Source organism: Enterobacter sp. E14S, assembly GCF_055666685.1.
Genome location: NZ_JBVODQ010000012.1, coordinates 1 through 22,963 on the forward strand (window position 1 = coordinate 1; position 22,963 = coordinate 22,963).

The 22,963-nt window shown below is 58.2% G+C and carries 23 protein-coding genes; 18 read left to right on the forward strand and 5 right to left on the reverse strand.

Annotation, left to right across the window (positions count from 1 at the left end):
* Nucleotides 1-468 precede the first annotated feature (468 nt).
* Complete coding sequence (locus ACZ6J2_RS19065) at nt 469-1,422, forward strand: nickel/cobalt transporter (RefSeq protein ID WP_211438767.1); 954 nt, start codon at nt 469-471, stop codon at nt 1,420-1,422.
* Between the two features lie 33 nt (nt 1,423-1,455).
* Here ACZ6J2_RS19065 and proP read toward each other — a convergent pair whose 3' ends face one another.
* Complete coding sequence (gene proP / locus ACZ6J2_RS19070) at nt 1,456-2,958, reverse strand: glycine betaine/L-proline transporter ProP (protein WP_047653062.1); 1,503 nt, start codon at nt 2,956-2,958, stop codon at nt 1,456-1,458.
* A gap of 648 nt (nt 2,959-3,606) precedes the next feature.
* Between proP and kdgT the strand changes: the two genes are divergently transcribed.
* Nucleotides 3,607-4,599 (forward strand): 2-keto-3-deoxygluconate transporter, encoded by a 993-nt coding sequence (kdgT, locus tag ACZ6J2_RS19075; RefSeq protein ID WP_033144443.1) that lies wholly within the window; start codon nt 3,607-3,609, stop codon nt 4,597-4,599.
* Between the two features lie 44 nt (nt 4,600-4,643).
* On the opposite strand, the gene ACZ6J2_RS19080 is transcribed toward kdgT, so the two are convergent.
* Nucleotides 4,644-5,519, reverse strand: a complete 876-nt coding sequence (locus ACZ6J2_RS19080; protein WP_471726441.1) for a diguanylate cyclase regulator RdcB family protein — start codon at nt 5,517-5,519, stop codon at nt 4,644-4,646.
* Nucleotides 5,516-7,861 carry a clamp-binding protein CrfC gene (gene crfC / locus ACZ6J2_RS19085; RefSeq protein WP_471726442.1) on the reverse strand — a complete coding sequence of 782 codons (2,346 nt, stop codon included), beginning with the start codon at nt 7,859-7,861 and terminating at the stop codon, nt 5,516-5,518. The genes ACZ6J2_RS19080 and crfC overlap by 4 nt, the downstream gene beginning before the upstream one ends.
* A gap of 595 nt (nt 7,862-8,456) precedes the next feature.
* On the opposite strand from crfC, the gene ACZ6J2_RS19090 reads away from it, so the two are divergent.
* The 16 genes from ACZ6J2_RS19090 (at nt 8,457) to phnP (ending at nt 20,215) form a co-directional block, all read left to right on the forward strand.
* Nucleotides 8,457-8,792 carry a zinc ribbon domain-containing protein YjdM gene (locus tag ACZ6J2_RS19090; protein ID WP_023310096.1) on the forward strand — a complete coding sequence of 112 codons (336 nt, stop codon included), beginning with the start codon at nt 8,457-8,459 and terminating at the stop codon, nt 8,790-8,792.
* A gap of 80 nt (nt 8,793-8,872) precedes the next feature.
* Nucleotides 8,873-9,316 (forward strand): VOC family metalloprotein YjdN, encoded by a 444-nt coding sequence (yjdN, locus tag ACZ6J2_RS19095; protein WP_471726443.1) that lies wholly within the window; start codon nt 8,873-8,875, stop codon nt 9,314-9,316.
* Between the two features lie 173 nt (nt 9,317-9,489).
* Nucleotides 9,490-10,278 carry a phosphonate ABC transporter ATP-binding protein gene (phnC, locus tag ACZ6J2_RS19100; RefSeq protein WP_033144439.1) on the forward strand — a complete coding sequence of 263 codons (789 nt, stop codon included), beginning with the start codon at nt 9,490-9,492 and terminating at the stop codon, nt 10,276-10,278.
* Nucleotides 10,279-10,302: 24 nt separating this feature from the next.
* Nucleotides 10,303-11,319 (forward strand): phosphonate ABC transporter substrate-binding protein, encoded by a 1,017-nt coding sequence (gene phnD, locus ACZ6J2_RS19105; RefSeq protein WP_471726444.1) that lies wholly within the window; start codon nt 10,303-10,305, stop codon nt 11,317-11,319.
* A 116-nt stretch (nt 11,320-11,435) separates the two neighbouring features.
* Nucleotides 11,436-12,215 (forward strand): phosphonate ABC transporter, permease protein PhnE, encoded by a 780-nt coding sequence (gene phnE / locus ACZ6J2_RS19110; protein WP_023334213.1) that lies wholly within the window; start codon nt 11,436-11,438, stop codon nt 12,213-12,215.
* A 20-nt stretch (nt 12,216-12,235) separates the two neighbouring features.
* Complete coding sequence (gene phnF / locus ACZ6J2_RS19115; RefSeq protein WP_471726445.1) at nt 12,236-12,961, forward strand: phosphonate metabolism transcriptional regulator PhnF; 726 nt, start codon at nt 12,236-12,238, stop codon at nt 12,959-12,961.
* Nucleotides 12,962-13,414 carry a phosphonate C-P lyase system protein PhnG gene (gene phnG, locus ACZ6J2_RS19120; protein WP_033144437.1) on the forward strand — a complete coding sequence of 151 codons (453 nt, stop codon included), beginning with the start codon at nt 12,962-12,964 and terminating at the stop codon, nt 13,412-13,414.
* Nucleotides 13,411-13,995: a phosphonate C-P lyase system protein PhnH gene (gene phnH / locus ACZ6J2_RS19125; RefSeq protein ID WP_471726446.1), complete on the forward strand. Its 585-nt coding sequence runs from the start codon at nt 13,411-13,413 to the stop codon at nt 13,993-13,995. Before phnG ends, phnH begins: the two co-directional genes overlap by 4 nt.
* Nucleotides 13,995-15,059, forward strand: a complete 1,065-nt coding sequence (locus ACZ6J2_RS19130) for a carbon-phosphorus lyase complex subunit (protein ID WP_471726447.1) — start codon at nt 13,995-13,997, stop codon at nt 15,057-15,059. Before phnH ends, ACZ6J2_RS19130 begins: the two co-directional genes overlap by 1 nt.
* Nucleotides 15,052-15,897 (forward strand): alpha-D-ribose 1-methylphosphonate 5-phosphate C-P-lyase PhnJ, encoded by an 846-nt coding sequence (gene phnJ, locus ACZ6J2_RS19135; protein ID WP_471726448.1) that lies wholly within the window; start codon nt 15,052-15,054, stop codon nt 15,895-15,897. Before ACZ6J2_RS19130 ends, phnJ begins: the two co-directional genes overlap by 8 nt.
* A complete protein-coding gene (gene phnK / locus ACZ6J2_RS19140; RefSeq protein ID WP_223535213.1) occupies nt 15,894-16,649 on the forward strand; it encodes a phosphonate C-P lyase system protein PhnK in 756 nt (251 codons plus the stop codon). Before phnJ ends, phnK begins: the two co-directional genes overlap by 4 nt.
* 9 nt (nt 16,650-16,658) lie before the next feature.
* Entirely contained in the window at nt 16,659-17,339 is a 681-nt protein-coding gene (gene phnL, locus ACZ6J2_RS19145) for a phosphonate C-P lyase system protein PhnL (RefSeq protein WP_471726449.1), read from the forward strand.
* Nucleotides 17,336-18,472 (forward strand): alpha-D-ribose 1-methylphosphonate 5-triphosphate diphosphatase, encoded by a 1,137-nt coding sequence (gene phnM, locus ACZ6J2_RS19150; protein ID WP_181594226.1) that lies wholly within the window; start codon nt 17,336-17,338, stop codon nt 18,470-18,472. Before phnL ends, phnM begins: the two co-directional genes overlap by 4 nt.
* On the forward strand, nt 18,469-19,020 hold the full coding sequence (gene phnN, locus ACZ6J2_RS19155) for a ribose 1,5-bisphosphokinase (RefSeq protein ID WP_471726489.1): 552 nt from the start codon (nt 18,469-18,471) through the stop codon (nt 19,018-19,020). Before phnM ends, phnN begins: the two co-directional genes overlap by 4 nt.
* Nucleotides 19,013-19,447: an aminoalkylphosphonate N-acetyltransferase gene (phnO, locus tag ACZ6J2_RS19160; RefSeq protein ID WP_023310082.1), complete on the forward strand. Its 435-nt coding sequence runs from the start codon at nt 19,013-19,015 to the stop codon at nt 19,445-19,447. The genes phnN and phnO overlap by 8 nt, the downstream gene beginning before the upstream one ends.
* Nucleotides 19,448-19,456: 9 nt before the next feature.
* Complete coding sequence (gene phnP, locus ACZ6J2_RS19165) at nt 19,457-20,215, forward strand: phosphonate metabolism protein PhnP (protein WP_471726450.1); 759 nt, start codon at nt 19,457-19,459, stop codon at nt 20,213-20,215.
* 40 nt (nt 20,216-20,255) lie between these two features.
* Here the strand turns inward: phnP and yjdP are convergent, their stop codons facing one another.
* A complete protein-coding gene (yjdP, locus tag ACZ6J2_RS19170; RefSeq protein WP_039262386.1) occupies nt 20,256-20,579 on the reverse strand; it encodes a DDRRRQL repeat protein YjdP in 324 nt (107 codons plus the stop codon).
* Between the two features lie 69 nt (nt 20,580-20,648).
* On the reverse strand, nt 20,649-22,931 hold the full coding sequence (locus tag ACZ6J2_RS19175; protein WP_471726451.1) for an ATP-binding protein: 2,283 nt from the start codon (nt 22,929-22,931) through the stop codon (nt 20,649-20,651).
* Between the last annotated feature and the right edge of the window lie 32 nt (nt 22,932-22,963).

The window sequence follows — 22,963 nt, forward strand, 5'->3', positions numbered from 1 at the left end:
GTAATGAATTACGTATGTTCACTCAGAGACTTGGTATTCATTTATTGTCCGAAGACATTAAGAATCCATGTCACTTTGAGTGCCCACACAGATTGTCTGATAAATTGTTAAAGAGCAGTGCAACGCGGCTTTCGCTCACCGTTGCGAGGTGGCGTATATTACGCTTTCCTCTTTCAGAGTCAACCCGTTATTTCAGGATTTTTTCTCTTCAACCGACCGCGTTGTTTGTGAAGTGATTCACATCCGCCGTGTCGATGGAGGCGCATTATAGGGAGTTCTCAGCAGGCCGCAACCGCTAAATGTCAGAAAAATAACTGACTGCTGCATTCCACAGCAAAACCCCGCCTTATACCATTTTATGCACAAAGTTATCCACAATCATGAGTGGATCGCGATGCGATCCTACGAATTGAGCGGGAAGATCAACTATACTAGCGGCAAATAATTTCCTCTGTGCAGGCCCCCCTCATGACCACACAACGCCTCGCCCGCGACTGGCGTCTCCCTACCGCAGGTTTGATGCTGCTGGCAATCCTCTTTGCGGGTTTTACCCTGCATGCGCACTGGAACGCCTTTATCCAGTGGTGTCTAGCCACGCAAATTACGCTGCACCGCTATCTGGTGATGTATCTGCTGCAGCTTAATAACCACCAGTACAGCGGCGGATTATGGCTGTTAACGGGGGCTTTCCTTTATGGTGTCCTTCACGCCATCGGACCCGGACACGGAAAATTCATCGTGACGACCTATCTGACCACCAATAAGGAAAGCGAGCTGGCCGCCCGGGTCGTCCCCTTCCTGGGTAGCCTGATGCAGGGCGTCAGCGCCATTCTGTTTGTCTTTATTCTGGCGGTGGGGTTTAACCTCGCCTCCGGGGATATCAGTACCAGCCGCTGGTACGTGGAGAAGATAAGCGCTGTGCTTATTGGCGCATTCGGTGCTTTTGTCATTTATCAGGCGCTGAAGAGCCTGCGCCCGCGCAGGATGACTATCTCCGCCATCAAGCCGCTTCATCAGCATGATGAACACTGTGGCTGCGGCCACCACGGCGTGGGGGCAGATCTGACGCAGGGCGACTGGAAAACGCGCCTGGGCGTCATTCTGGCGATTGGCGCACGTCCGTGCAGCGGGGCGATCATGATTCTGATGTTTTCGAACGCGCTGGGCATTGTCACCTGGGGGGTGGCCGCGGTCATGACCATGTCTTTGGGCACCGCACTTTCTATTGTGGGGCTTTCCCTGGCTGTACGTTACGCCCGCGAGCGCACGGTGACCTGGTTCGGAGAAAGCGCCTCATTGAGATGGCTGGTACCGGCAGTCAAAATAGCCGGAGGGATAGTCCTGATCCTGTTTGCGACGGTGCTGTTCCTGACGGTGATCCCCGTCAGCGCCAATGGCGACTACATCGCTGCCGGATGCTAATAAAAGAAAACCCGCCGTTGGCGGGTTTCTTTATTACTCGTTGATGCGTGGATGCTGGTCCACCAGTCGGGAGCGTTTTTTCTGCAGCTCTTCAATCTCTGCGTCAATATCCTCAATCTTCTGCTCTACGTTATCATAGTGCTCGCGCAGGATCTCTTTCGCTTCCTGGATGTCAGACGCCGCAGGCGTTGCGCCTTTCAGAGGACGATTCGCCGTCTCCTTCATGGTAAGACCGGTAATCAAACCAATCACCGCAATCACCATCAGGTAATAAGCCGGCATCATCAGGTTCTGCGTGCTCTCGACCAGCGAGGCGGCAAGCGTCGGGGTCAGACCGGCAATCAGCACCGAGATGTTAAAGGCCGCGGCCAGCGCGCTGTAGCGAATGTGCGTCGGGAACATCGCGGGCAACGTTGAGGCCATCACCCCGATAAAGCAGTTAAGGATCACCGCCAGCATCAGCAGACCGGCAAAAATCAGCCCCAGCACATCACTGTTAATCAGAATGAATGCCGGAATTGCCAGAGCAAACAGCGCAACGCTTCCCAGGATAATGAACGGTCGACGACCAAAACGGTCGCTCAACAGGCCCATAATCGGCTGCACAAACAGCATACCCACCATGATGGCGATAATAATCAGCACACCGTGATCTTCCGAGTAGTGCAGGTTATGCGACAGGTAGCTCGGCATGTAGGTCAAGAGCATGTAGTAGGTCACGTTGGTCGAAATCACCAGACCAATACAGGTCAGCAGGCTGCGCCAGTGCTTAGTGGCAATCTCTTTAAACGACACCTTCGGACCATCCTGCAGCCCTTCGCGGTCACCCTGCTCAAGTTTATCGACGTGCTGCTGGAAGGCAGGCGTCTCTTCCAGCGCATGACGCAGGTAGAGACCAATTATCCCCAGCGGCAATGCCAGGAAGAACGGGATACGCCAGCCCCAGTCGAGGAAGTTATCTTCACCCACCACGGTTGAAATCAACACCACGACGCCTGCGCCCATGACAAACCCGGCAATCGAGCCGAAGTCCAGCCAGCTCCCCATAAATCCGCGCTTACGGTCCGGGGAATACTCGGCGACGAAGATCGAGGCACCGGTATATTCACCGCCTACGGAGAAGCCTTGGGCCATCTTACAAATCAGCAGGAGAATGGGTGCCCAAATGCCGATGGTGGCGTAAGACGGTATAAGGCCGATACAGAATGTGCTGATCGACATAATGACGATGGTGATGGCCAGGATCTTCTGACGACCATATTTATCGCCGAGCATACCGAAGAACAGACCGCCCAGCGGGCGAATCAGGAAGGGAACGGAGAACGTACCCAGTGCGGCAATCATCTGCAGGCTGGGATCGGCCCCGGGGAAAAACACTTTACCTAACGCATAGGCCACAAAGCCGTAGACACCAAAATCGAACCATTCCATCGCATTACCGAGCGAGGCTGCGGTAATGGCTTTACGCAGCTTTGCGTCATCAATGATGGTGACGTCGCGAAGTGTGATGGGTTTAATCTTTTTCCTTCTTAGCATAGCTATCCTCGTTGACTCGGCCCTGTCTGTTTCACAGTTCAGTTAGCGTTCTGTGAACCATGGGATCCGCTCCATGCGAATCGCCTTATTCAAGCGTAGCAGGTTTACTTACATTGACGGTTTACGTCGATACAACCGAACCTGTTGACGCCTGCCTGGGCAGTTAATGACCTTTTTACCCTACCAGCGTTTATATTTGTGATCAACTTCACACATATTTTCGTGTCTGGTCAACTCAGGCAAATTTTTGTCAAGGAGTGCCAATAAGTACTTCCTTACCCCACCTGAAGAACATCCTCCCGCACGTCATTATTTCTTTCGTAACAGAAAAACAAACCACGTTAATTCACATCAGGTTTACATAAATTTTCATCAACAGGAACCGGCTTCAGGTTTTACATTCAATATGTGATAAAGATAACTAAAACGATGTTTTATTTTCATTGAATCAATATTCCAATGATCGCATCATAAATCCGAATTCAGCGTTTTACGTGTTTCAGGAAAAGGTTAATTGAGAGCACGCATTTAATTTTGTTGCAGGGCTTTCGAAAAAACACCGCAAGCAATACGAGCAATCAATTGAATTTATTGACTAATTTATAACACTTATCCCCCGTACTGCGGGATCCGATGTGAGGTTTGTCTATGAAGATTAAAGCCACGATAGAACGTATACCCGGCGGCATGATGCTGGTTCCGCTGGTACTGGGCGCGATCCTGAATACCCTTGCTCCCAATACCGGAGCTTATTTTGGCGGTTTCACAAAAGGCATGATAACAGGCACGGTTCCCATTCTTGCCGTCTGGTTTTTTTGTATCGGCGCATCCATTAATTTACGGGCAACGGGGACAGTATTACGGAAATCCGGAACGCTGGTGATCACCAAAATAGCGGTAGCCTGGGCGGTGGCAATGATATGCGCGATGTTCATTCCGGAGAATGGAATTCAGACTGGGTTCTTCGCGGGTTTATCGGTCCTGGCGATTGTCTCGGCGATGGATATGACCAACGGCGGATTGTACGCCAGCCTGATGAACCAGTACGGAACGAAAGAAGAGTCCGGCGCATTTGTGTTGATGTCTCTGGAGTCCGGCCCATTGATGACGATGCTGATTCTGGGGTCTGCTGGCCTGGCCTCGTTTGAACCCCACCACTTTGTCGGCGCGATCCTGCCCTTCCTGGTCGGTTTCGCCCTTGGCAATCTCGACCGCGATCTGCGTGATTTTTTCAGCAAAGCCACGCCGGTGCTGATCCCGTTCTTCGGTTTCGCACTGGGGAACACCATCAACCTGAAGGTCATTCTCGATACCGGCCTGCTGGGCATTGTGCTGGGTGTCGCCGTGATCGTCATCACCGGTATTCCGCTGATTATTGCCGACCGCGTCATCGGAGGAGGAAACGGCACGGCCGGCGTCGCCGCCTCTTCAGCCGCGGGGGCTGCTGTTGCAAACCCGGTGATTATCGCCCAAATTAACCCGGCCTTCGAACCGGTCGCCGCTTCAGCGACGGCGCTGGTTGCCGCGAGTGTGATCGTCACCGCGATTCTGGTCCCCATCATCACGGCGCTGTATGCGAAACGCTACGGGAATATGCAAGAGACCCTGCCTGAACCGAAGCCGATAGAAATGAATCATTAACACACCGCGCCGTTCCCTCTCCCAACGGGGAGAGGGGGAGAGATTTACCCAAAAATCTCTTCTACCATCCCGTCCACCAGCCGTTTTGCCGAACAGAGTCTCGGCATGCCCAGCGCGACGGTCTGCCAGTTTTGCGTCACTGACCAGCTCACCGGATGTTGATCCGCCTGACACCAGTCCCCCAGCCAGCCCAGCATGTCTTTATGATCAATTAAACCCGGAGAGGCCGGCGTTGTCAGCCACTGGTGATAGAAATGGCGGGTCGTGGGGGACGCATTGATGCCCTGCGCCAGATAGTTAGCCGCCATGCTGCGCAGGTTATCCTTAAGCATTGCCGCCACATCTTCATTCGCGAGGCGGCATGCGTCACCAAATGCCCCCCAGCGCAGCTCTTCCAGGACGATAAAACAGCGCCCTGCCATCGACCAGCCATCATAATGCCCGGCCCGCCAGCGGGTAAAAATCTGCTCGCTGTGCTCGCCCGCCTGCACCGTGAGCCCGCGCTGGGTTAGCGCCTTCTCTTTCCAGGCGGCGCGTTGGGTAAAATGAGAAGCGAGTTCAGCGTACTGCTGCATCAGACCGGGAGACTGCTGGGCGCGCGTGTGCGTCTGCTGGCGCAAAGCAATCAGTTTCTCTGCCATCAGAGTCAGCGCGAGATGACCCGGGTCAAGCATGCCGGCCAGTTTTTCCGCCAGCCCCAGGCGCAGCGCTGCATTTTCATTGAGCATACCCGCCATCGCCCAGGGGCGCAGCCGGGTATGCGTCATGATTTCCTGAGTCAAACGCTCACGAAACTGAAGCTGTTGTGGTCCCAGGTGAGGATGACGCGCCGCGTCCACTCCCTGAACCAGATCGACCATAAATTTTGGATTAATACACTCCAGCGTTCGCCCGGGGCCGTCCAGTAGTGGTGTTGTCATGGTTGCTCTGCCGCGAATAGAGTTTGAATATCATCGCGTAACAGTCGGGTATCTTCCTGTATCCACGTCGCAGTCGTAATGCTTTGCTTCAACAGCTGGCAGAGCGCTCGGGTTGAATGCTCATTCTGTTGACGCACTGCGAGGCTATCACGCAAGCTTTCCTGTAACCCGGTCAGGCACAGCGAGAATTCTGCAAAGAACGTCGCCATTCCTGCCGTAACAGAGACATCGACCTGAGCGGACAAAGCTTTACGTATTTGTTCACAAAACAGCTCAATATGTTGCTTAAATTTGTCATGTAGCTGCGCAATATCGATAACATAGCGCGTGCGCGTTTCCACATACTCATCCCAGCCCCAGCCCGGATTATTGAGCCAGCGAGAGACAGTTTCTCGCATGCTGCTCCCGCCTGATGACGGGCCAGCCTGGCTGTCATCCTGCGCTATCGCATCATTAAACAGCGCCCGCGTATTGAAGTTGAGCTGGTGAGCCTGAAACGCCGGGAAACTGATGCGCGCCTGGAAACCTGCATGGCTCAGATGCTCTTTAATACGCGTTTCGATGGGGCGCATGGCTTCGTTCAGGGAACGCGCCAGCGTAGATTCAAGCTGGTCGAAGCGTAACGCCAGCTCCCGGCAGATTTTCGTCTGTGCATCCAGCATCACCAATTCGCAGGAGGAGCGGATTTTACTCAGCGCGATCTGCGCCTGCCCTTCATCGTCCAGAACCAGCTGCTTCAGCTCGTCACCGTGAGGGTTCTGCCGATCGATGCCTGCCAAATCAAGAATATGCTGAGCGCTGAACACCTCGCCAATCGCCTGGGTAAGCGCGGTTTTTTGCGCTCCCATAAAGTCCGCTGTAGCGTTCAGCGCCTCCTCAACTTCATGTTTCACCTCATCGCTCACCACGCTCTGACGCGTCTGGAGAAGCGCCATGTCCTCTTCCAGACGTGCGATATTCAGTTCCAGCGCCTCAAAGGCAACCGTCAGTCCCTGATAGCGGAAGTCGAGGTACTCCCGGGCATTTTGTGCGTAGTTAAGCAGCTTATGCGAGGCCGAACGCAGCGCGTAAAGCGAGGCATTGGCGTAGGCGGCGTAAATCAGTTTGCGTATCGGTTGTTCGAAAAGCGAATCTTCCCAGAGTAAATCGGCAGCATGACGAATATGGTCGATATCGTCCAGGTCCGCCGTGCGCCAGCGACGTCCAAGCGCCGCTTCGGCAAAATCCTGCACCCAGGGTTGCTCCTGATGATCCGGCAGTTGTCCGTGGGTACTCATCTCGTAGCGAGCGCGGTTAGCCAGATAGGCCCACATAGACGAAACGGGGTAGATCTGGCCTGGCGAAATATTGCCTTTCATTAAGGTGCCGGAGATCATCGCCCGGATCTGCTCTTCATCGTCGCTATTGCGATCTTTCTGATCGAATTTATTGACCAGCGCATACAGCGGCACGGATTTTCCCGCCGCGGAAATGGCCTGGCGGACTTCTTCATCAGAGATGGATTTAAGCTGGGTATAATCCATCACGGCCAGCACCGCCGACGCGCGGGACAACTGCTCGCTGAGCATTTTTTGCAGATGCGGCTGTCCGGCCTCATTCGGCCCGGGCGTATCGAGCAGCGTCAGCTGTCCGAGGTGAGCATCCAGACCCGCAAGATGCACGAACTCCACTTCAATCACCGGAATATGTTCGATAGCCGCATACTCAGAGAACGGAAAATCCACCCCTAACGCCTGGGAAAGTCTTACCAGGTCGTTGAGGCTTTTCAGACAATGAAATATCGGCTGCGCGCCCAGGTGATGCTTCTCAAAAGCCTCTCCTTTTTCAATGCGCTCCAGCAGCGTATTCATGTCTTTATCAATTTCCAGATGCTGAGCGAGCTTTCCTCGATCGTAATCGCATAGCTTTTTCTGGAGCAGTTGGATCAATTCATCAATGGGCGAGGCATGTGAGAAATGCAGCACCGGCTCCTTCTGACCCGGCGTGTGGCGAATCAGAGTAGGAAGCGCCGTCATCGGACGATTGCGGTTCGGCAACACTTCGGTCCCCACAATCGCATTAATGGTGGTCGATTTCCCCGCTTTCATTGTGCCCACAATAGCCAGGACCATTTCCAGCCGGGTTATTTTTCGTAATTCATTATTCAGCATCGCCTGCTGCGCTTCGACACCGCGCGCACTAAAATGCAAAGGTAAAACGTTGTTCTTTTCACCCGTAATAGCAGCCGCGGTGCTCTCCAGCATCGCAGTCGGCATTGATTTCAACGTATCAAGGTTTTGCCGGGCGAGCTGTAACAAACGCTCAGCTTCCTGGCTTAATTCAAAAATGGTCTGTGTGTGCATGATAAAAGCCTTTCCTTAACGCAAATTTATTACTTTTATTAAGCCACTGGTATTAATTATGTTGTTCAGGCTTATATGATCACGTGTGGAAAACATGTCCGCCGAAATATAACTGATTGATGATAATCAGAAATAATTCGCTATCCTTGCATGGCGTGTATAGCTCCCCTCCTGGCCTGACGGCCAAAGGAAAAAAGCGTAGCCCAATTTTAAGAAACTTCAGGATATATCATCATTATTTACCCACCTAAAAAGAGAGGTAATACGCCCCTGCCAAAAGATATGGATGGCAGCGAAGTCAGGAGATAAATAACAATGTGTCGCTTCACCTTATCCGAAATGAAGGAGCGTAGCAATTTGCTGCAATAAAATATTCGATATATTTAGCGTCATTTCTTCCCAACGTGTTAATGAGGTAAGCATCGCTTAACTGACTGACAGGAAGTGTCACTCCCGATACGCTTTTTGCATTTTTTTAATTCACAATGTCACCGACAAACGTGTGGATTTGCGCTATACTTGCCGCCTTTTTCGGCACGCTGCCGTCATTTAGCTGGCACTTTCCAGCGCGTTTACACTTTTTGAGGATACCGATATGTCACTCCCACACTGCCCAAAATGCAATTCTGAATACACCTATGAAGATAATGGCATGTTCATCTGCCCGGAATGCGCTCACGAATGGAACGATGCCGAACCATCACATGATGCTGATGCACTTGTCGTAAAAGATGCGAACGGCAATTTGCTGGCGGACGGCGACAGCGTAACCGTGATTAAAGATCTGAAAGTGAAAGGCAGTTCTTCCATGCTGAAGATCGGCACCAAAGTGAAGAATATCCGTCTGGTTGAAGGCGATCATAATATCGACTGCAAAATTGACGGCTTCGGTCCGATGAAGCTGAAATCAGAGTTCGTGAAAAAGAACTGATTTACCCGCCCGGTGGCGCTTCGCTTACCGGGTTTTCGGGAACTACACTTAACGGGCTTTTCTTACGTGAGGTAAAGATTATGCCGTTAAGTCCCTACATCTCTTTTGCCGGCAACTGTGCAGAAGCCACTTCCTTCTACCAGCAAGCCATCGGCGCAGAGCTTCTCTATAAAATCACCTTCGGCGAAATGCCAAAAAGCGATAACAGCGAAGAAGGCTGTCCGTCCGGTATGCAATTTCCGGATTCGGCTATCGCTCACTCCAACGTCCGCATTGCGGGCAGCGATATCATGATGAGCGACGGGATGCCTCCGGGCAGCAACGCGCAGTACGCGGGCTTCACGCTGGTTCTCGACACCCAGGACGTTAATGAAGGCAAACGCTGGTTCGACAACCTCGCCGCGGGCGGGAATATCGATATGGCCTGGCAGGAAACCTTCTGGGCACACGGTTTCGGTAAAGTCACCGATAAATACGGCGTGCCGTGGATGATTAACGTCGTTAAGCAGCAGCAAACGTCTTAGGCCGGATAAGCGCAGCGCAGCCGGCAACAGCGCCCGGTGGCGCTGCGCTGACCGGGCCTACGGTGACTGTCATCGCTTTCACTTCAACTCTTCAAACTCCCGCAACCCAGACTTAACCCAAATGTCACATTGATGCGCCAGCATGAGGCCACATTTATCGTGAGGCCCAGCACATGCAAACCGTCATCCGCGTCGAGAAACTGAGCAAGACCTTCCATCACAATAAGGCTCTGCATGCCGTTGATCTGACCGTCCAGCAGGGCGAAATGGTGGCGCTGCTGGGGCCATCCGGTTCCGGTAAATCCACCCTTCTGCGTCATTTAAGCGGCCTTATCACCTGCGATAAAACGCCGGAAAGCCACGTCGAGCTGCTGGGCAATACCGTGCAGCGAGCGGGGCGTCTCGCCAGCGATATCCGCAAGAGCCGCGCCCAGACGGGCTACATCTTCCAGCAGTTCAACCTGGTGAACCGCCTGACGGTGCTTGAAAACGTGCTGATTGGCGCGCTCGGCAGCACCCCGTTCTGGCGCACCTGTCTGCGCTGGTTCTCTCCTTCGCAGAAGCAGGAAGCCTTGCAGGCCCTGACCCGCGTCGGCATGGCGCATTTTGCCCACCAGCGCGTCTCCACCCTGTCCGGTGGACAACAGCAGCGCGTGGCGATTGCGCGCGCGCTGATGCAGAAAGCGCAAATCATTCTCGCTGACGAACCCATTGCCTCGCTGGACCCGGAGTCCGCCCGCATCGTGATGGAAACCCTGCGCGACATTAACCAGAACGACGGCATCACCGTGGTGGTCACGCTGCATCAGGTGGATTACGCCCTGCGCTACTGCGAACGCATTGTCGCCCTGCGTCAGGGACATGTGTTCTTTGATGGCGCGAGCCATCAGTTTGATAACGAACGTTTTGACCATCTCTACCGCAGCATTAACCGCGTCGAAGAGAACGCGCAGGCTGCTTAATTAAACCCGATCCGAGGAAAGTACATGAGCTACAAAGCCGTTGCCGCGCTGGCCTTTACCAGCATGTTCAGCCTCAGCACCCTGTTAAGCCCGGCGTATGCACAAGAGCAGGAAAAAGCGCTGAACTTCGGCATTATTTCGACGGAATCACAGCAGAACCTGAAGCCTCAGTGGGAACCGTTCCTGAAAGATATGGAAACTAAGCTGGGGATCAAAGTGAATGCCTTCTTCGCCCCGGACTACGCGGGCATCATCCAGGGGATGCGCTTTAATAAAGTGGACATCGCCTGGTACGGCAACCTCTCCGCCATGGAAGCGGTGGACCGCGCGAACGGCCAGGTCTTTGCCCAGACCGTCGCGGCAGATGGCTCCCCGGGCTACTGGAGCGTGCTGATCGTGAATAAAGACAGCCCGATCAACAACCTCAACGACATGCTCGCCAAACGCAAAGAGCTGACCTTCGGCAACGGCGACCCGAACTCGACCTCCGGCTACCTTGTCCCTGGCTACTACGTCTTCGCCAAAAACAACGCCTCCGCCAGCGACTTCAAACGCACGGTGAACGCCAGCCACGAAACCAACGCCCTGGCCGTGGCCAACAAGCAGGTGGACGTTGCTACCAACAACACCGAGAACCTCGACAAGCTGAAAACTTCCGCGCCGGACAAGCTGAAAGAGATCAAGGTCATCTGGAAATCGCCGCTGATCCCCGGCGACCCGATCGTCTGGCGTAAAAACCTCTCCGAGAGCACCAAGGACAAGGTGTACGACTTCTTCATGACCTATGGCAAAACGCCGGAAGAGAAAGCGGTCCTGACGCGCCTGGGCTGGGCACCGTTCCGCCCGTCAAGCGACCTGCAGCTGGTCCCGATTCGCCAGCTGGCGCTGTTTAAAGAGATGCAGGGCGTGAAGGACAACAAAGGGCTGAAGGACGAGGAGAAGACCAGCAAAGTGGCCGCAATTGAGGCCCAGCTGGAAGATCTCGACCGCCTGACCGCCGCGCTCGGTGCGATGACGAGCGTGAATAAAGCGGTGCAGTAGTGCCTTTATCCCTCTCCCCGTGGGAGAGGGCCGGGGTGAGGGCATCAGCGCGCACATTTCCCCCTCACCCTACACTCTCCCTCAAGGGAGAGGGGACTAAACCCAAAGGAGCCAACATGCAAACCATCACCCTCCCACCGCCGAAGCGCAGCTGGTTCTCGCTCATAAGCTGGGCCATCCTGCTGGCGGTGCTGGTTATATCCTGGAAGGGCGCGGAGATGGATCCGCTGCTGCTCTTCAAAGACGCGGGCAACATGGCGACTTTCGCCGCCGACTTCTTCCCGCCGGACTTCAGCCAGTGGCAGGATTACCTCAGCGAAATGGCGGTCACCCTGCAAATCGCCGTCTGGGGCACCGCCCTTGCCGTCGTTCTCTCCATTCCGTTTGGCCTGATGAGCGCCGAAAACATCGTGCCGTGGTGGGTATACCAGCCGATGCGTCGCCTGATGGACGCCTGTCGCGCCATCAATGAAATGGTCTTTGCGATGCTGTTCGTGGTCGCCGTTGGCCTGGGTCCGTTCGCCGGCGTGATGGCGCTGTTCATCCACACCACCGGCGTGCTCTCCAAGCTGCTCTCCGAAGCGGTCGAAGCCATCGAGCCCGGCCCGGTGGAAGGCATCCGCGCAACGGGCGCCAACAAAATCGAAGAGATCCTGTACGGCGTCCTGCCGCAGGTTATGCCGCTCCTGATCTCCTACTCCCTGTACCGCTTTGAGTCCAACGTCCGCTCCGCCACCGTGGTCGGCATGGTGGGCGCAGGCGGGATTGGCGTCACCCTGTGGGAAGCGATTCGCGGTTTCCAGTTCCAGCAAACCTGCGCCCTGATGGTGCTCATCATCGTCACCGTCAGCCTGCTGGATTTCCTCTCTCAACGTTTGCGTAAGCACTTCATCTGAGAAGCGAGGCTTTGTTTTCTATGCACTTATCCAGACATCCGACCAGTTATCCCACCCGCTGGCAAGAGATTGCGGCAAAGCTCGAAGTGGAGCTGCGTACGCACTACCGCTGCGGGGACTACCTGCCCGCCGAGCAGCAGCTTGCCGACCGCTATGAGGTGAACCGCCACACCCTGCGTCGCGCCATTGACCAGCTGGTCGAGCGCGGCTGGGTCCAGCGCCGTCAGGGCGTGGGCGTGCTGGTGCTGATGCGCCCGTTCGACTACCCGCTTAACGCCCAGGCGCGCTTTAGCCAGAACCTGCTGGATCAGGGCAGCCACCCGACCAGCGAAAAGCTGCTCTCGGTGCTGCGTCCGGCCTCCAGCCACGTGGCGGACGCGCTGGGCATTCAGGAGGGCGACGACGTCATTCACCTGCGCACGCTGCGCCGGGTCAACGGCGTGGCGGTGTGCCAGATTGACCACTACTTCGCGGACCTGGCCCTCTGGCCCGTACTGCAAAACTTTACCAGCGGTTCCCTGCACGACTTTCTTCAGGATGCCACGGGCATCGCCCTCAAGCGCACCCAGACGCGCATAAGCGCCCGTCGCGCGCAGGCGAAAGAGAGCAAGGTGCTCGAAATCCCCAATATGGCCCCGCTGCTCTGCGTGCGCACCCTCAACCACCGTGACGGCGAGATCAACGCAACGGAATACTCCGTCAGCCTGACCCGCGCCGACATGATCGAATTCACCATGGAGCACTGAATGCACTTCGATACCGCCACCCGACAGCGCTGGATGCGCGTGCTGGCCCACAGCCAGCCTGCTGCGCTGGCTGCCCGCATGAACGCGCTCAGCCTGACGCCAGACTACGACACCCTTCGCGCCCCGGAGATCGGCCTCGTTCAGATCCAGGCGCGCATGGGCGGCACCGGAGAACGCTTTTTCGCCGGAGACGCCACCCTCACCCGCGCGGCGATCCGCCTGAACAGCGGCACGCTGGGCTACAGCTACGTGCTGGGGCGCGACAAAGCGCACGCCGAGCGCTGCGCGGTGATCGACGCGCTTTTACAGGAACAACCCTATTTCCAGACGTTAATGGAAACCCTTATTGCCCCGCTGGAAGCCGACCGCGCCGCGCGCATTGCCGCACGTCAGGCCGAAGTGAACACCAGCCGGGTCGACTTCTTTACGCTCGTTCGCGGAGACAACGCATGACGCTTCAACCTGCTTTTACCCTGGCCGTCCAGGATGCCCAACACAGTTTTCGTCGCCTGCTGAAAGCGATGAGCGAGCCGGGCGTGATCGTCTCGCTGCACCAGCTCTCTCAGGGCTGGCTGCCGCTGAACCTGGCGACCACCAGCGTGCTGCTGACGCTGGCCGACAACGACACCCCGGTGTGGCTCTCGGGCGCGCTGTCGAACGATATCGCCAGCCAGAACCTGCGTTTTCACACCAGCGCTCCGCTGGTCGATCAGCCCCAGCAGGCGGTTTTTGCCGTGGCCGATGAGCAAATCAGCCATGAGCAATTGAACGCCCTGAGCGAAGGCAGCGCCGTCGCCCCGGAAACCAGCGCCACGCTGATTTTGCAGGTCACCAGCCTGAGCGGCGGCCGCATGCTGCGCCTGACGGGAGCAGGCATCGCCGACGAGCGCATGGTCGCGCCGCAGCTGCCGGAGTGCATCATTCACGAGCTGACCGAGCGCCCGCACCCGTTCCCGCTGGGCATTGACCTGATCCTGACCTGCGGCGAGCGCCTGCTGGCAATCCCGCGGACCACCCACGTGGAGGTGTGCTGATGTACGTTGCCGTCAAAGGGGGCGAGAAGGCCATCGCCGCCGCCCATGCGCTACAGGCGCACAGACGACGGGGCGATGAACGGCTTCCCGAGCTGAGCGTCGCCCAGATTGAACAGCAGTTAAACCTCGCCGTCGACCGCGTGATGACCGAGGGCGGCATCGCCGACCGCGAGCTGGCGGCGCTGGCCCTGAAGCAGGCCAGCGGCGACAACGTGGAAGCCATCTTCCTGCTGCGCGCCTACCGCACCACGCTTGCCAGACTGGCGGTCAGCGAGCCGGTGAATACGGCGGAGATGCGCCTGGAACGCCGCATTTCTGCCGTTTATAAAGACGTTCCCGGCGGCCAGCTGCTTGGCCCCACCTACGACTACACCCACCGCCTGCTGGATTTCACCCTGCTGGCGAACGGCGAATCGCCGCAGCTGAGCACCTCCGACGCCGAACAGGAACCGTCTCCGCACGTCTTCAGCCTGCTGGCGAGACAGGGCCTGGCGAAGACGGAAGAAGATTCAGGCGCGCAGCCGGATGACATCACCCGCACGCCGCCGGTTTACCCGTGCTCGCGCTCGTCCCGCCTGCAGCAGCTGATGCGCGGCGATGAAGGCTATCTGCTGGCGCTGGCCTACTCCACCCAGCGCGGCTACGGGCGCAACCACCCGTTTGCGGCCGAAATTCGCAGCGGCTATATCGACATTGAAATCGTACCGGAAGAGTTGGGTTTTGCGGTGAACGTCGGCGAACTGTTAATGACCGAGTGTGAAATGGTGAACGGTTTCGTCGCCCCGAAAGACGAAGACCCGCACTTTACCCGCGGCTACGGGCTGGTATTCGGCCTCGGCGAGCGCAAGGCCATGGCAATGGCGCTGGTCGACCGCGCCCTGCAGGCACCGGACCACGGCGAGCACGTTGCAGGCCCGGCGCAGGACGAAGAGTTTGTGCTGGCCCACGCGGATAACGTTGAGGCCGCTGGCTTCGTCTCGCACCTCAAGCTGCCGCACTACGTCGATTTCCAGGCCGAACTGGAACTGCTGAAACGCCTGCAACGGGAGCGAAATAATGGCTAACTTAAGCGGCTACAACTTTGCCTATCTGGATGAGCAAACCAAACGCATGATCCGCCGCGCCATCCTCAAAGCGGTGGCCATACCGGGCTATCAGGTGCCGTTCGGCGGCCGCGAAATGCCGATGCCCTACGGCTGGGGCACGGGCGGTATTCAGATCACCGCCAGCGTGATCGGCGAGTCGGACGTGCTGAAGGTCATCGACCAGGGCGCCGACGACACCACCAACGCCGTGTCGATCCGCAGCTTCTTCCAGCGCGTCACCGGCGTCACGACGACCGAAAAAACCGAAGACGCGACGCTGATCCAGACCCGTCACCGCATCCCCGAAACCCCGCTCACTGAAGATCAGATTTTAATTTTCCAGGTGCCGATCCCGGAGCCGCTGCGCTTTATCGAGCCGCGCGAAACGGAAACCCGCACCATGCACGCGCTGGAAGAGTACGGCGTCATGCAGGTCAAACTCTATGAAGACATCGCCCGCTTCGGCCATATCGCCACCACCTACGCCTACCCGGTGAAGGTGAACGGGCGCTACGTGATGGACCCGTCGCCAATCCCGAAATTCGATAACCCGAAGATGGACATGATGCCCGCCCTGCAGCTGTTCGGCGCCGGGCGCGAAAAACGCATCTACGCCGTCCCGCCTTACACCCGGGTGGAGAGTCTCGATTTCGACGATCACCCGTTTACGGTGCAGGAGTGGGACGAGCCGTGCGCCATCTGCGGATCCAAACACAGCTATCTGGACGAAGTGGTGCTGGACGATACGGGCAAACGGATGTTTGTCTGCTCCGACACCGATTACTGCCGCCAACAGAGCGAGGCGAACGGCCAATGAAACCGCTGCTTTCGGTTAATAACCTGACTCACCTGTATGCGCCGGGCAAAGGCTTTAGCGACGTGTCGTTCGAGCTGTGGCCGGGCGAAGTGCTGGGGATCGTCGGCGAGTCCGGCTCCGGCAAAACCACCCTGCTGAAGTCCATCTCCGCGCGCCTGACGCCGCAGAAAGGCGACATTTTGTATGAGGGCGCTTCGCTGTACGGCATGAGCGAGGCCGAGCGCCGCCGCCTGCTGCGCACCGAGTGGGGCGTGGTGCATCAGCACCCGATGGACGGCCTGCGCCGTCAGGTCTCCGCCGGGGGCAACATCGGTGAACGCCTGATGGCCACCGGCGCGCGCCACTACGGCAACATCCGCGCCACCGCCCAGCACTGGCTGATCGATGTGGAAATCCCCGCCTCGCGCATCGACGACCTGCCGACAACCTTCTCCGGCGGGATGCAGCAGCGCCTGCAGATTGCGCGCAACCTGGTCACCCATCCGAAGCTGGTGTTTATGGATGAACCCACCGGCGGGCTGGACGTCTCCGTGCAGGCGCGCCTGCTCGACCTGCTGCGCGGCCTGGTGGTGGAGCTGAACCTTGCGGTGGTGATTGTCACCCACGATCTGGGCGTTGCGCGCCTGCTGGCGGACCGTCTGCTGGTGATGAAGCAGGGCCAGGTGGTGGAAAGTGGGCTCACCGACCGGGTGCTCGACGATCCGCACCATCCGTACACCCAGCTGCTGGTGTCGTCCGTATTGCAGAATTAAGAGGCCAACATGATCCGCGTAGAAAACGTAAGTAAGACCTTTGTGCTCCACCAGCAAAACGGCGTGCGCCTGCCGGTGCTGCAAAACGCCTCGTTAGAAGTCAACAGCGGCGAATGCGTGGTGCTGCACGGCCACTCCGGCAGCGGAAAATCCACCCTGCTGCGCTCCCTGTACGCCAACTACCTCCCGGACGAAGGCCATATCCGCATTCGCCACAACGATGAGTGGGTCGATCTGGTGCAGGCCCCCGCGCGTAAAGTGCTGGAAGTGCGCCGCACGACGATCGGCTGGGTGAGCCAGTTCCTGCGGGTGATCCCGCGGATCTCCGCCCTGGATGTGGTGATGCAGCCCCTGCTGGATCTCGGCGTACCGCGCGAAGCCTGCGCCGCCAAAGCCGCCAGCCTGCTGACGCGCCTCAACGTGCCGGAGCGCCTGTGGCACCTCGCTCCGTCGACTTTTTCCGGCGGCGAGCAGCAGCGCGTGAATATCGCCCGCGGTTTTATTGTCGACTACCCGATTCTGCTGCTGGATGAACCTACCGCCTCGCTCGACGATAAAAACAGCGCCGCCGTGGTGGAGCTGATCGAACAGGCCAAAGCGCGCGGGGCAGCGATCGTCGGGATCTTCCACGACGAAACCGTACGCAGCCGCGTGGCGGACAGACTGCACCCGATGGGGACAAACGCATGATTATCAATAACGTCAGGCTGGTGCTGGAAAATGAAGTCGTTGATGGCTCGGTTGAAGTCCATGAAGGCGTTATTCGCGCCTTTGCCGAAACCCAGAGCCGTGCCCCTGAAGCGATGGACGGCGAAGGCGGCTGGCTGCTGCCGGGGCTGATTGAGCTGCATACCGATAATCTGGACAAATTCTTCACCCCGCGCCCGAAGGTGGACTGGCCCGCCCATTCGGCGATGAGCAGCCACGACGCGCTGATGGTCGCCAGCGGCATTACCACCGTGCTGGACGCGGTGGCGATTGGCGACGTGCGCGACGGCGGCGATCGCCTGGAGAATCTCGAGAAAATGATCAACGCCGTGGAGGAGACGCAAAAGCGCGGCCTCAACCGCGCCGAGCACCGCCTGCACCTGCGCTGCGAGCTGCCGCACCACACCACCCTGCCGCTGTTTGAAAAGCTGGTCGGGCGCGAGCCGGTTTCGCTGGTCTCCCTGATGGACCACTCGCCGGGGCAGCGCCAGTTCGCCAACATTGAAAAGTATCGCGAATACTATCAGGGCAAATATTCTCTCAGCGATGCGGAGATGGCCCGCTACGAGGAAGAGCAGCTGGCGCTTGCGGCACAGTGGTCGCAGCCAAACCGTCTCAGGATTGCCGCGATGTGTCGTGACCGCAATATCGCGCTGGCCAGCCATGACGACGCCACGCACGACCACGTGCGCGAATCCCACCAGCTTGGCAGCGTGATCGCCGAATTTCCCACCACGTTTGAAGCGGCTGAAGCCTCCCGCAGGCACGGCATGAACGTGCTGATGGGCGCACCAAACATCGTGCGCGGCGGATCGCACTCCGGCAACGTCGCGGCAAGCAAGCTCGCCTCCCTTGGTCTGCTGGATATCCTCTCATCCGACTACTACCCCGCCAGCCTGCTGGATGCGGCGTTCCGGGTGGCCGACGACGAGAGCAACAGCTTCACGCTGCCGCAGGCGATTCGCCTGGTGACGAAAAACCCGGCCTCGGCGCTTAATCTTCAGGATCGCGGGGAAATCGCCGAGGGTAAACGCGCGGATCTGGTGTTGGCCCACCGCAAGGGCGAGCACGTTCATATCGACCACGTCTGGCGTCAGGGAAAAAGGGTGTTCTGATGGGAAGGCTCATCTGGTTAATGGGGCCCTCGGGTTCCGGTAAGGACAGCCTGCTGTCCGCCTTACGGCAGCGGGAACATCCGCAACTGCTGGTCGCGCACCGCTATATTACCCGCGCGGCCAATGCCGGGAGCGAAAATCATATCGCCCTGAGCGAGCAGGAGTTTTTTATCCGCGCCGGGCAAAACCTGCTGGCGCTGAGCTGGCATGCCAACGGTTATTACTATGGGATCGGCATCGAGACCGATCTGTGGCTGCATGCGGGCTTCGACGTGCTGGTTAACGGCTCGCGTGCCCATCTGCCGCAAGCGCGCGCCCGCTATGAGGGGGCTCTGCTGCCGGTCTGCCTGCAGGTTTCGCCGGACGTTCTGCGTAGCCGGTTGCAGAGTCGTGGGCGTGAATCAGCCCGTGAGATCGATCTGCGGCTTGAGCGCGCGGCCCGCTATGCCCCGTCGGACTGCCACATCCTCAATAACGACGGAAGTTTGCTACAGTCAGTCGATACCTTTTTATCGCTTATCCGTCAGAAGGAGAAACAGCATGCCTGACTGCCAGCTTCGCCCCGCCACCGCCGACGATGCGCAGATTGTCTATGCCCTGATCTGCGAACTGAAGCAGGCAGAGTTCGATCATCAGGCGTTCCACGCCGGGTTTCTTGCCAATCTGCAGGATCGCAACATGCGCTACCAGCTTGCGGAGAGAGAGGGACAGGTCATCGGCATGATCGGTCTGCATATGCAGTTTCACCTCCATCACGCGCGCTGGATCGGCGAGATCCAGGAGCTGGTGGTGATGCCGCAGGCGCGCGGGTTAAAGGTCGGAAGTCAGCTGCTGGCCTGGGCGGAAGAGGTGGCGCGACAGGCCGGCGCGGAGCTGACCGAACTTTCCACCAGCGTGAAGCGCACCGACGCGCACCGTTTTTACGTTCGTGAAGGATACACGCAGAGCCATTTCCGATTCACCAAACCGCTGTAGAGGTGCGCTATGAGTCTGACCATCACGTTGACGGGAACGGGTGGCGCCCAGCTGGTGCCGGTCTTTGGCTGCGACTGCGCGGCATGCCGCCGGGCGCGCCTGCAGGACAACTATCGCCGTCGCCCGTGCAGCGCAGTGGTGAAATTCAACGATGCCGTCACCCTGCTGGATGCCGGTATTCCGCACCTGATGGACGACTGGCCGGCGGGCAGCTTCCAGCAGTTTTTGCTCACCCATTACCATATGGATCACGTTCAGGGGCTTTTCCCCCTGCGCTGGGGCGTGGGGGCGACGATCCCGGTGTACGGTCCGCCGGACGAAGCGGGATGCGACGACCTGTTTAAACACCCCGGCATTCTGGATTTCAGCCACACGGTCGAACCGTTTGTGATGTTTGAGCTTCAGGGAATGCGGGTCACGCCGCTGCCGCTCAACCATTCAAAACTGACCTTCGGGTATTTGCTGGAATCGGCCCACAGCCGCGTGGCCTGGCTTTCCGACACCGCCGGATTGCCGGAAAAAACGGTGAAGTTCCTGCTCAACAGCCAGCCGCAGGCAATAATTATCGACTGCAGCCATGAACCGCGCGAGGAAACGCCGCGAAACCATTGCGACTTAAATACCGTGATTGCGTTAAACGAGGAGATTGGCTGCCCGCAGGTGATCCTGACGCACGTCAACCATCAGTTTGACGTGTGGATGATGGATAACCCACTGCCGCAGGGCATAGAAGCGGGCTATGACGGGATGGTGCTGGTGCTGGATTAGGTTTTCTCCCTCTCCCGTGGGAGAGGGCAACAGGCCGCACTTAGCCTCGATCGTAATCGTCTTCTAACCTGCGCTCATCCTCTTCTAACCGACGGCGATCGTCATCCAGCTGACGCTGACGTTCATCTAAACGACGGCGTCTGTCTTCAAGCTGCCGACGACGATCGTCGTATTGTCGACTGTCGATTTGGCGACTGCGGTCATAACGATCGTCGTCGTCATTGCTGCGGCTGCTGCCGGGGTTATAGGCATCGTTGATCGCCTGCTGAATGTTGCCAATAGCATCATCAACAATATCGGCATGAGCCAGTTGGCTGGTGAGTGACAGCAGACCGAATAACAGAGCAGTTGAGTAACGTTTCATAAGGCCAGACTCGCAGGTGAACTGGCCTTACGATAATGAACGGCGGGAAGCCGGGGTAGCGGAGGAATCTCAAATTACCATGACCTTGCGCAGCGCCTGCGCCAGCTGCACCCGCGTAAACGGCTTACGCAGTAGCTGGACGTCCGGCAGCTGAGGGTTATGCGCGGGCCGTAGATCCTGGCCGCTGATCAGCAGCACCGGAAGCTGCGGATAATGATTACGCACATGGTTAATCACCTCGGCGCCGCTGAGGCTGCCGGGCAGCATCAGGTCGCTGATAAACATGCCTATATCCGGTGAAGCCTCCAGCATATTCAGCGCCTGCTCGCCGTTGCCCGCTTCCAGCGTCAGATAGCCGAGCTGATGCAGCTGCTCGCACAGGGTTTGCCGAACATCGGCTTCATCTTCCAGCACCAGGACCAGCCGCTCGCTATCGACGGAGGCGGTGGCTGACAGCGCTTCATCGTCCGCCGCGGCAGGCAGCACCGAGCGCGGGAGGTGAAGCCGAACGGTCGTTCCCTGCCCCGGCGCGCTTTCAATTTCCACGCGGCCGCCGGACTGACGCACAAAGCCGTAGACCATCGACAGGCCTAATCCGCTCCCGCTTCCGGTCTGCTTGGTGGTGAAGAACGGCTCAAAGACCCGGGATTTCACCTCCTGCGACATGCCGCTGCCGCGGTCAATCACCTCCAGCGCCACCATATCCTGCCTGCGCCCGTCGCTGCGGGTGACGCGCTGATTCCAGGTCCGGATTTTAATCACCCCGCTTTGCCCTTCCATCGCATCGCGCGCGTTCATCACCAGGTTGATGATGGCGTTTTCCAGCTGGCTAACGTCAATCCACGCGGGCCACGCCGGGGTTTGCGCTTCAATCTCCAGAGCCAGGGTGGCAGGCAGGGAGTGGCGCATCAGTTCCCGGAGGTTCTCCAGCAGCGGCAGCATCTCTACCGCATGCGGCATCAGGGACTGCTTGCGGGAAAATGCCAGCAGGCGCTGCGTCAGTAAGGCACCACGCTCGGCCGCCTTCAGCGCCCGGGTAATGCGCGGCGCGTCTTTCGATTCGGGGTCGGTGAGCTCAAGGCTGCCGATGATCACCGCCAGCAGGTTGTTAAAATCATGCGCCAGCCCGCCGGTCAGCTGTCCGACCGCCTTCATCTTCTGGCTGTGCAGCAGCGCCTCTTCCAGCCCCTGACGCTCAACGCGGTCGATCTCCATCTGCGTGGTTTTCTCTTTCAGCAGGCGCGTGGTGTGCTCAAGCGAGGCGGTATTGCGGGCAAACACGTTAAACGCGCGCGCCAGCTCGCCCAGCTCATCGCGCCGCTGGAGGGCGGGAACGGAGACATCCTGTTCGCCGTGAGCAAGGCGCGACATCGCCCGGGAAATCGCCGTCAGGTTAGAGGCCAGATTGCGGTAGATATACCAGCAGGCGCACCCGGTAATGATCAGCGCCAGCACGGCGAAGATGCTGATAAACACGCTGATGGACTGCAGCTCGTGATGGCTCTGGGCCGTGCGAAGCCGGGAGGCCTGCGCCACCTGCCCGACGTACTGATTAATGTCGCTGTTGAGGATCGCCACCAGCGCCTTGATGTGGAACATATACCAGCTTATCGCCAGGTCGCTCTCTTCCAGCTGCTTCGACAGCGGGGCGAGCTTGCCTAACTCGGCATTAAAATCAGGCAGAACCCCCTTCACGACCGGCTGTACGGCACTCCGGGGCAGCGCAGCGGCCACGGCGTCCAGCTGCTGAACGGTCGCGCGCGGCGAAGGGGTGTCGATGGCGGCGGCGATCAGCCGGTCCATCTCCATCAGCTGCTGCGCATCCGGCACGTTGCTGTCGTAACGGCGGTTGATGTCCTGCAGATGACGCAGGTAGCTCTGGCTTTGATACAGCGAGCTCAGCAGCGCGTTACGCTCCAGATGGCGCCGCTGGCCGCGCTCAAGCATCTCCGTCACGCTCTGCTGTAGCTCATTGCTTCGTTGAATAATACGCGCCACCAGCGCCGGCTCCTGCTGCGCCAGCGGCGCTTCCGCAAGCTGTTCCAGCGAGCGGCGCAGCGCCATTTGCGTCTGCTTCAGGCGCTCGGCTTCGCCTTTGTACTCCAGCGCCCCGACGACCTGCGAAAGCCGCACCGCCGCCGTCGCCACGTTGGCGGTATCGCGGGCCAGGTTCATGCTGCCGGTCATGTCATCCAGCGTTTGCTGCTGAACCTGCTCCTGGATTTGACTGGCGTGACGAAAGCCGAGCACCGCCACGCCGCTCACCATTAGCGTCACGGCGACCACCAGCAGATTAAAAATCAGCAGGCGGCCTCGGGCGCTGGCGAAAAAGGGCGGGCGGCGTGATGGCATGGATTTAGGCTCCTCTGCGGTTTGGTGCCCTC

What these genes read in the sequence shown, in the direction of transcription:
- phnJ (WP_471726448.1), top strand. Translation starts at nt 15,052, where the DNA reads ATGGCTAACTTAAGCGGCTACAACTTTGCCTATCTGGATGAGCAAACC.
- phnF (WP_471726445.1), top strand. Translation starts at nt 12,236, where the DNA reads ATGCACTTATCCAGACATCCGACCAGTTATCCCACCCGCTGGCAAGAG.
- phnP (WP_471726450.1), top strand. Translation starts at nt 19,457, where the DNA reads ATGAGTCTGACCATCACGTTGACGGGAACGGGTGGCGCCCAGCTGGTG.
- yjdP (WP_039262386.1), bottom strand. Translation starts at nt 20,579, where the DNA reads ATGAAACGTTACTCAACTGCTCTGTTATTCGGTCTGCTGTCACTCACC.
- ACZ6J2_RS19080 (WP_471726441.1), bottom strand. Translation starts at nt 5,519, where the DNA reads ATGACAACACCACTACTGGACGGCCCCGGGCGAACGCTGGAGTGTATT.
- phnG (WP_033144437.1), top strand. Translation starts at nt 12,962, where the DNA reads ATGCACTTCGATACCGCCACCCGACAGCGCTGGATGCGCGTGCTGGCC.
- proP (WP_047653062.1), bottom strand. Translation starts at nt 2,958, where the DNA reads ATGCTAAGAAGGAAAAAGATTAAACCCATCACACTTCGCGACGTCACC.
- ACZ6J2_RS19065 (WP_211438767.1), top strand. Translation starts at nt 469, where the DNA reads ATGACCACACAACGCCTCGCCCGCGACTGGCGTCTCCCTACCGCAGGT.
- phnM (WP_181594226.1), top strand. Translation starts at nt 17,336, where the DNA reads ATGATTATCAATAACGTCAGGCTGGTGCTGGAAAATGAAGTCGTTGAT.
- crfC (WP_471726442.1), bottom strand. Translation starts at nt 7,861, where the DNA reads ATGCACACACAGACCATTTTTGAATTAAGCCAGGAAGCTGAGCGTTTG.
- phnK (WP_223535213.1), top strand. Translation starts at nt 15,894, where the DNA reads ATGAAACCGCTGCTTTCGGTTAATAACCTGACTCACCTGTATGCGCCG.
- yjdN (WP_471726443.1), top strand. Translation starts at nt 8,873, where the DNA reads ATGCCGTTAAGTCCCTACATCTCTTTTGCCGGCAACTGTGCAGAAGCC.
- phnD (WP_471726444.1), top strand. Translation starts at nt 10,303, where the DNA reads ATGAGCTACAAAGCCGTTGCCGCGCTGGCCTTTACCAGCATGTTCAGC.
- phnL (WP_471726449.1), top strand. Translation starts at nt 16,659, where the DNA reads ATGATCCGCGTAGAAAACGTAAGTAAGACCTTTGTGCTCCACCAGCAA.
- kdgT (WP_033144443.1), top strand. Translation starts at nt 3,607, where the DNA reads ATGAAGATTAAAGCCACGATAGAACGTATACCCGGCGGCATGATGCTG.
- phnE (WP_023334213.1), top strand. Translation starts at nt 11,436, where the DNA reads ATGCAAACCATCACCCTCCCACCGCCGAAGCGCAGCTGGTTCTCGCTC.
- phnH (WP_471726446.1), top strand. Translation starts at nt 13,411, where the DNA reads ATGACGCTTCAACCTGCTTTTACCCTGGCCGTCCAGGATGCCCAACAC.
- phnC (WP_033144439.1), top strand. Translation starts at nt 9,490, where the DNA reads ATGCAAACCGTCATCCGCGTCGAGAAACTGAGCAAGACCTTCCATCAC.
- phnO (WP_023310082.1), top strand. Translation starts at nt 19,013, where the DNA reads ATGCCTGACTGCCAGCTTCGCCCCGCCACCGCCGACGATGCGCAGATT.
- ACZ6J2_RS19130 (WP_471726447.1), top strand. Translation starts at nt 13,995, where the DNA reads ATGTACGTTGCCGTCAAAGGGGGCGAGAAGGCCATCGCCGCCGCCCAT.
- ACZ6J2_RS19175 (WP_471726451.1), bottom strand. Translation starts at nt 22,931, where the DNA reads ATGCCATCACGCCGCCCGCCCTTTTTCGCCAGCGCCCGAGGCCGCCTG.
- ACZ6J2_RS19090 (WP_023310096.1), top strand. Translation starts at nt 8,457, where the DNA reads ATGTCACTCCCACACTGCCCAAAATGCAATTCTGAATACACCTATGAA.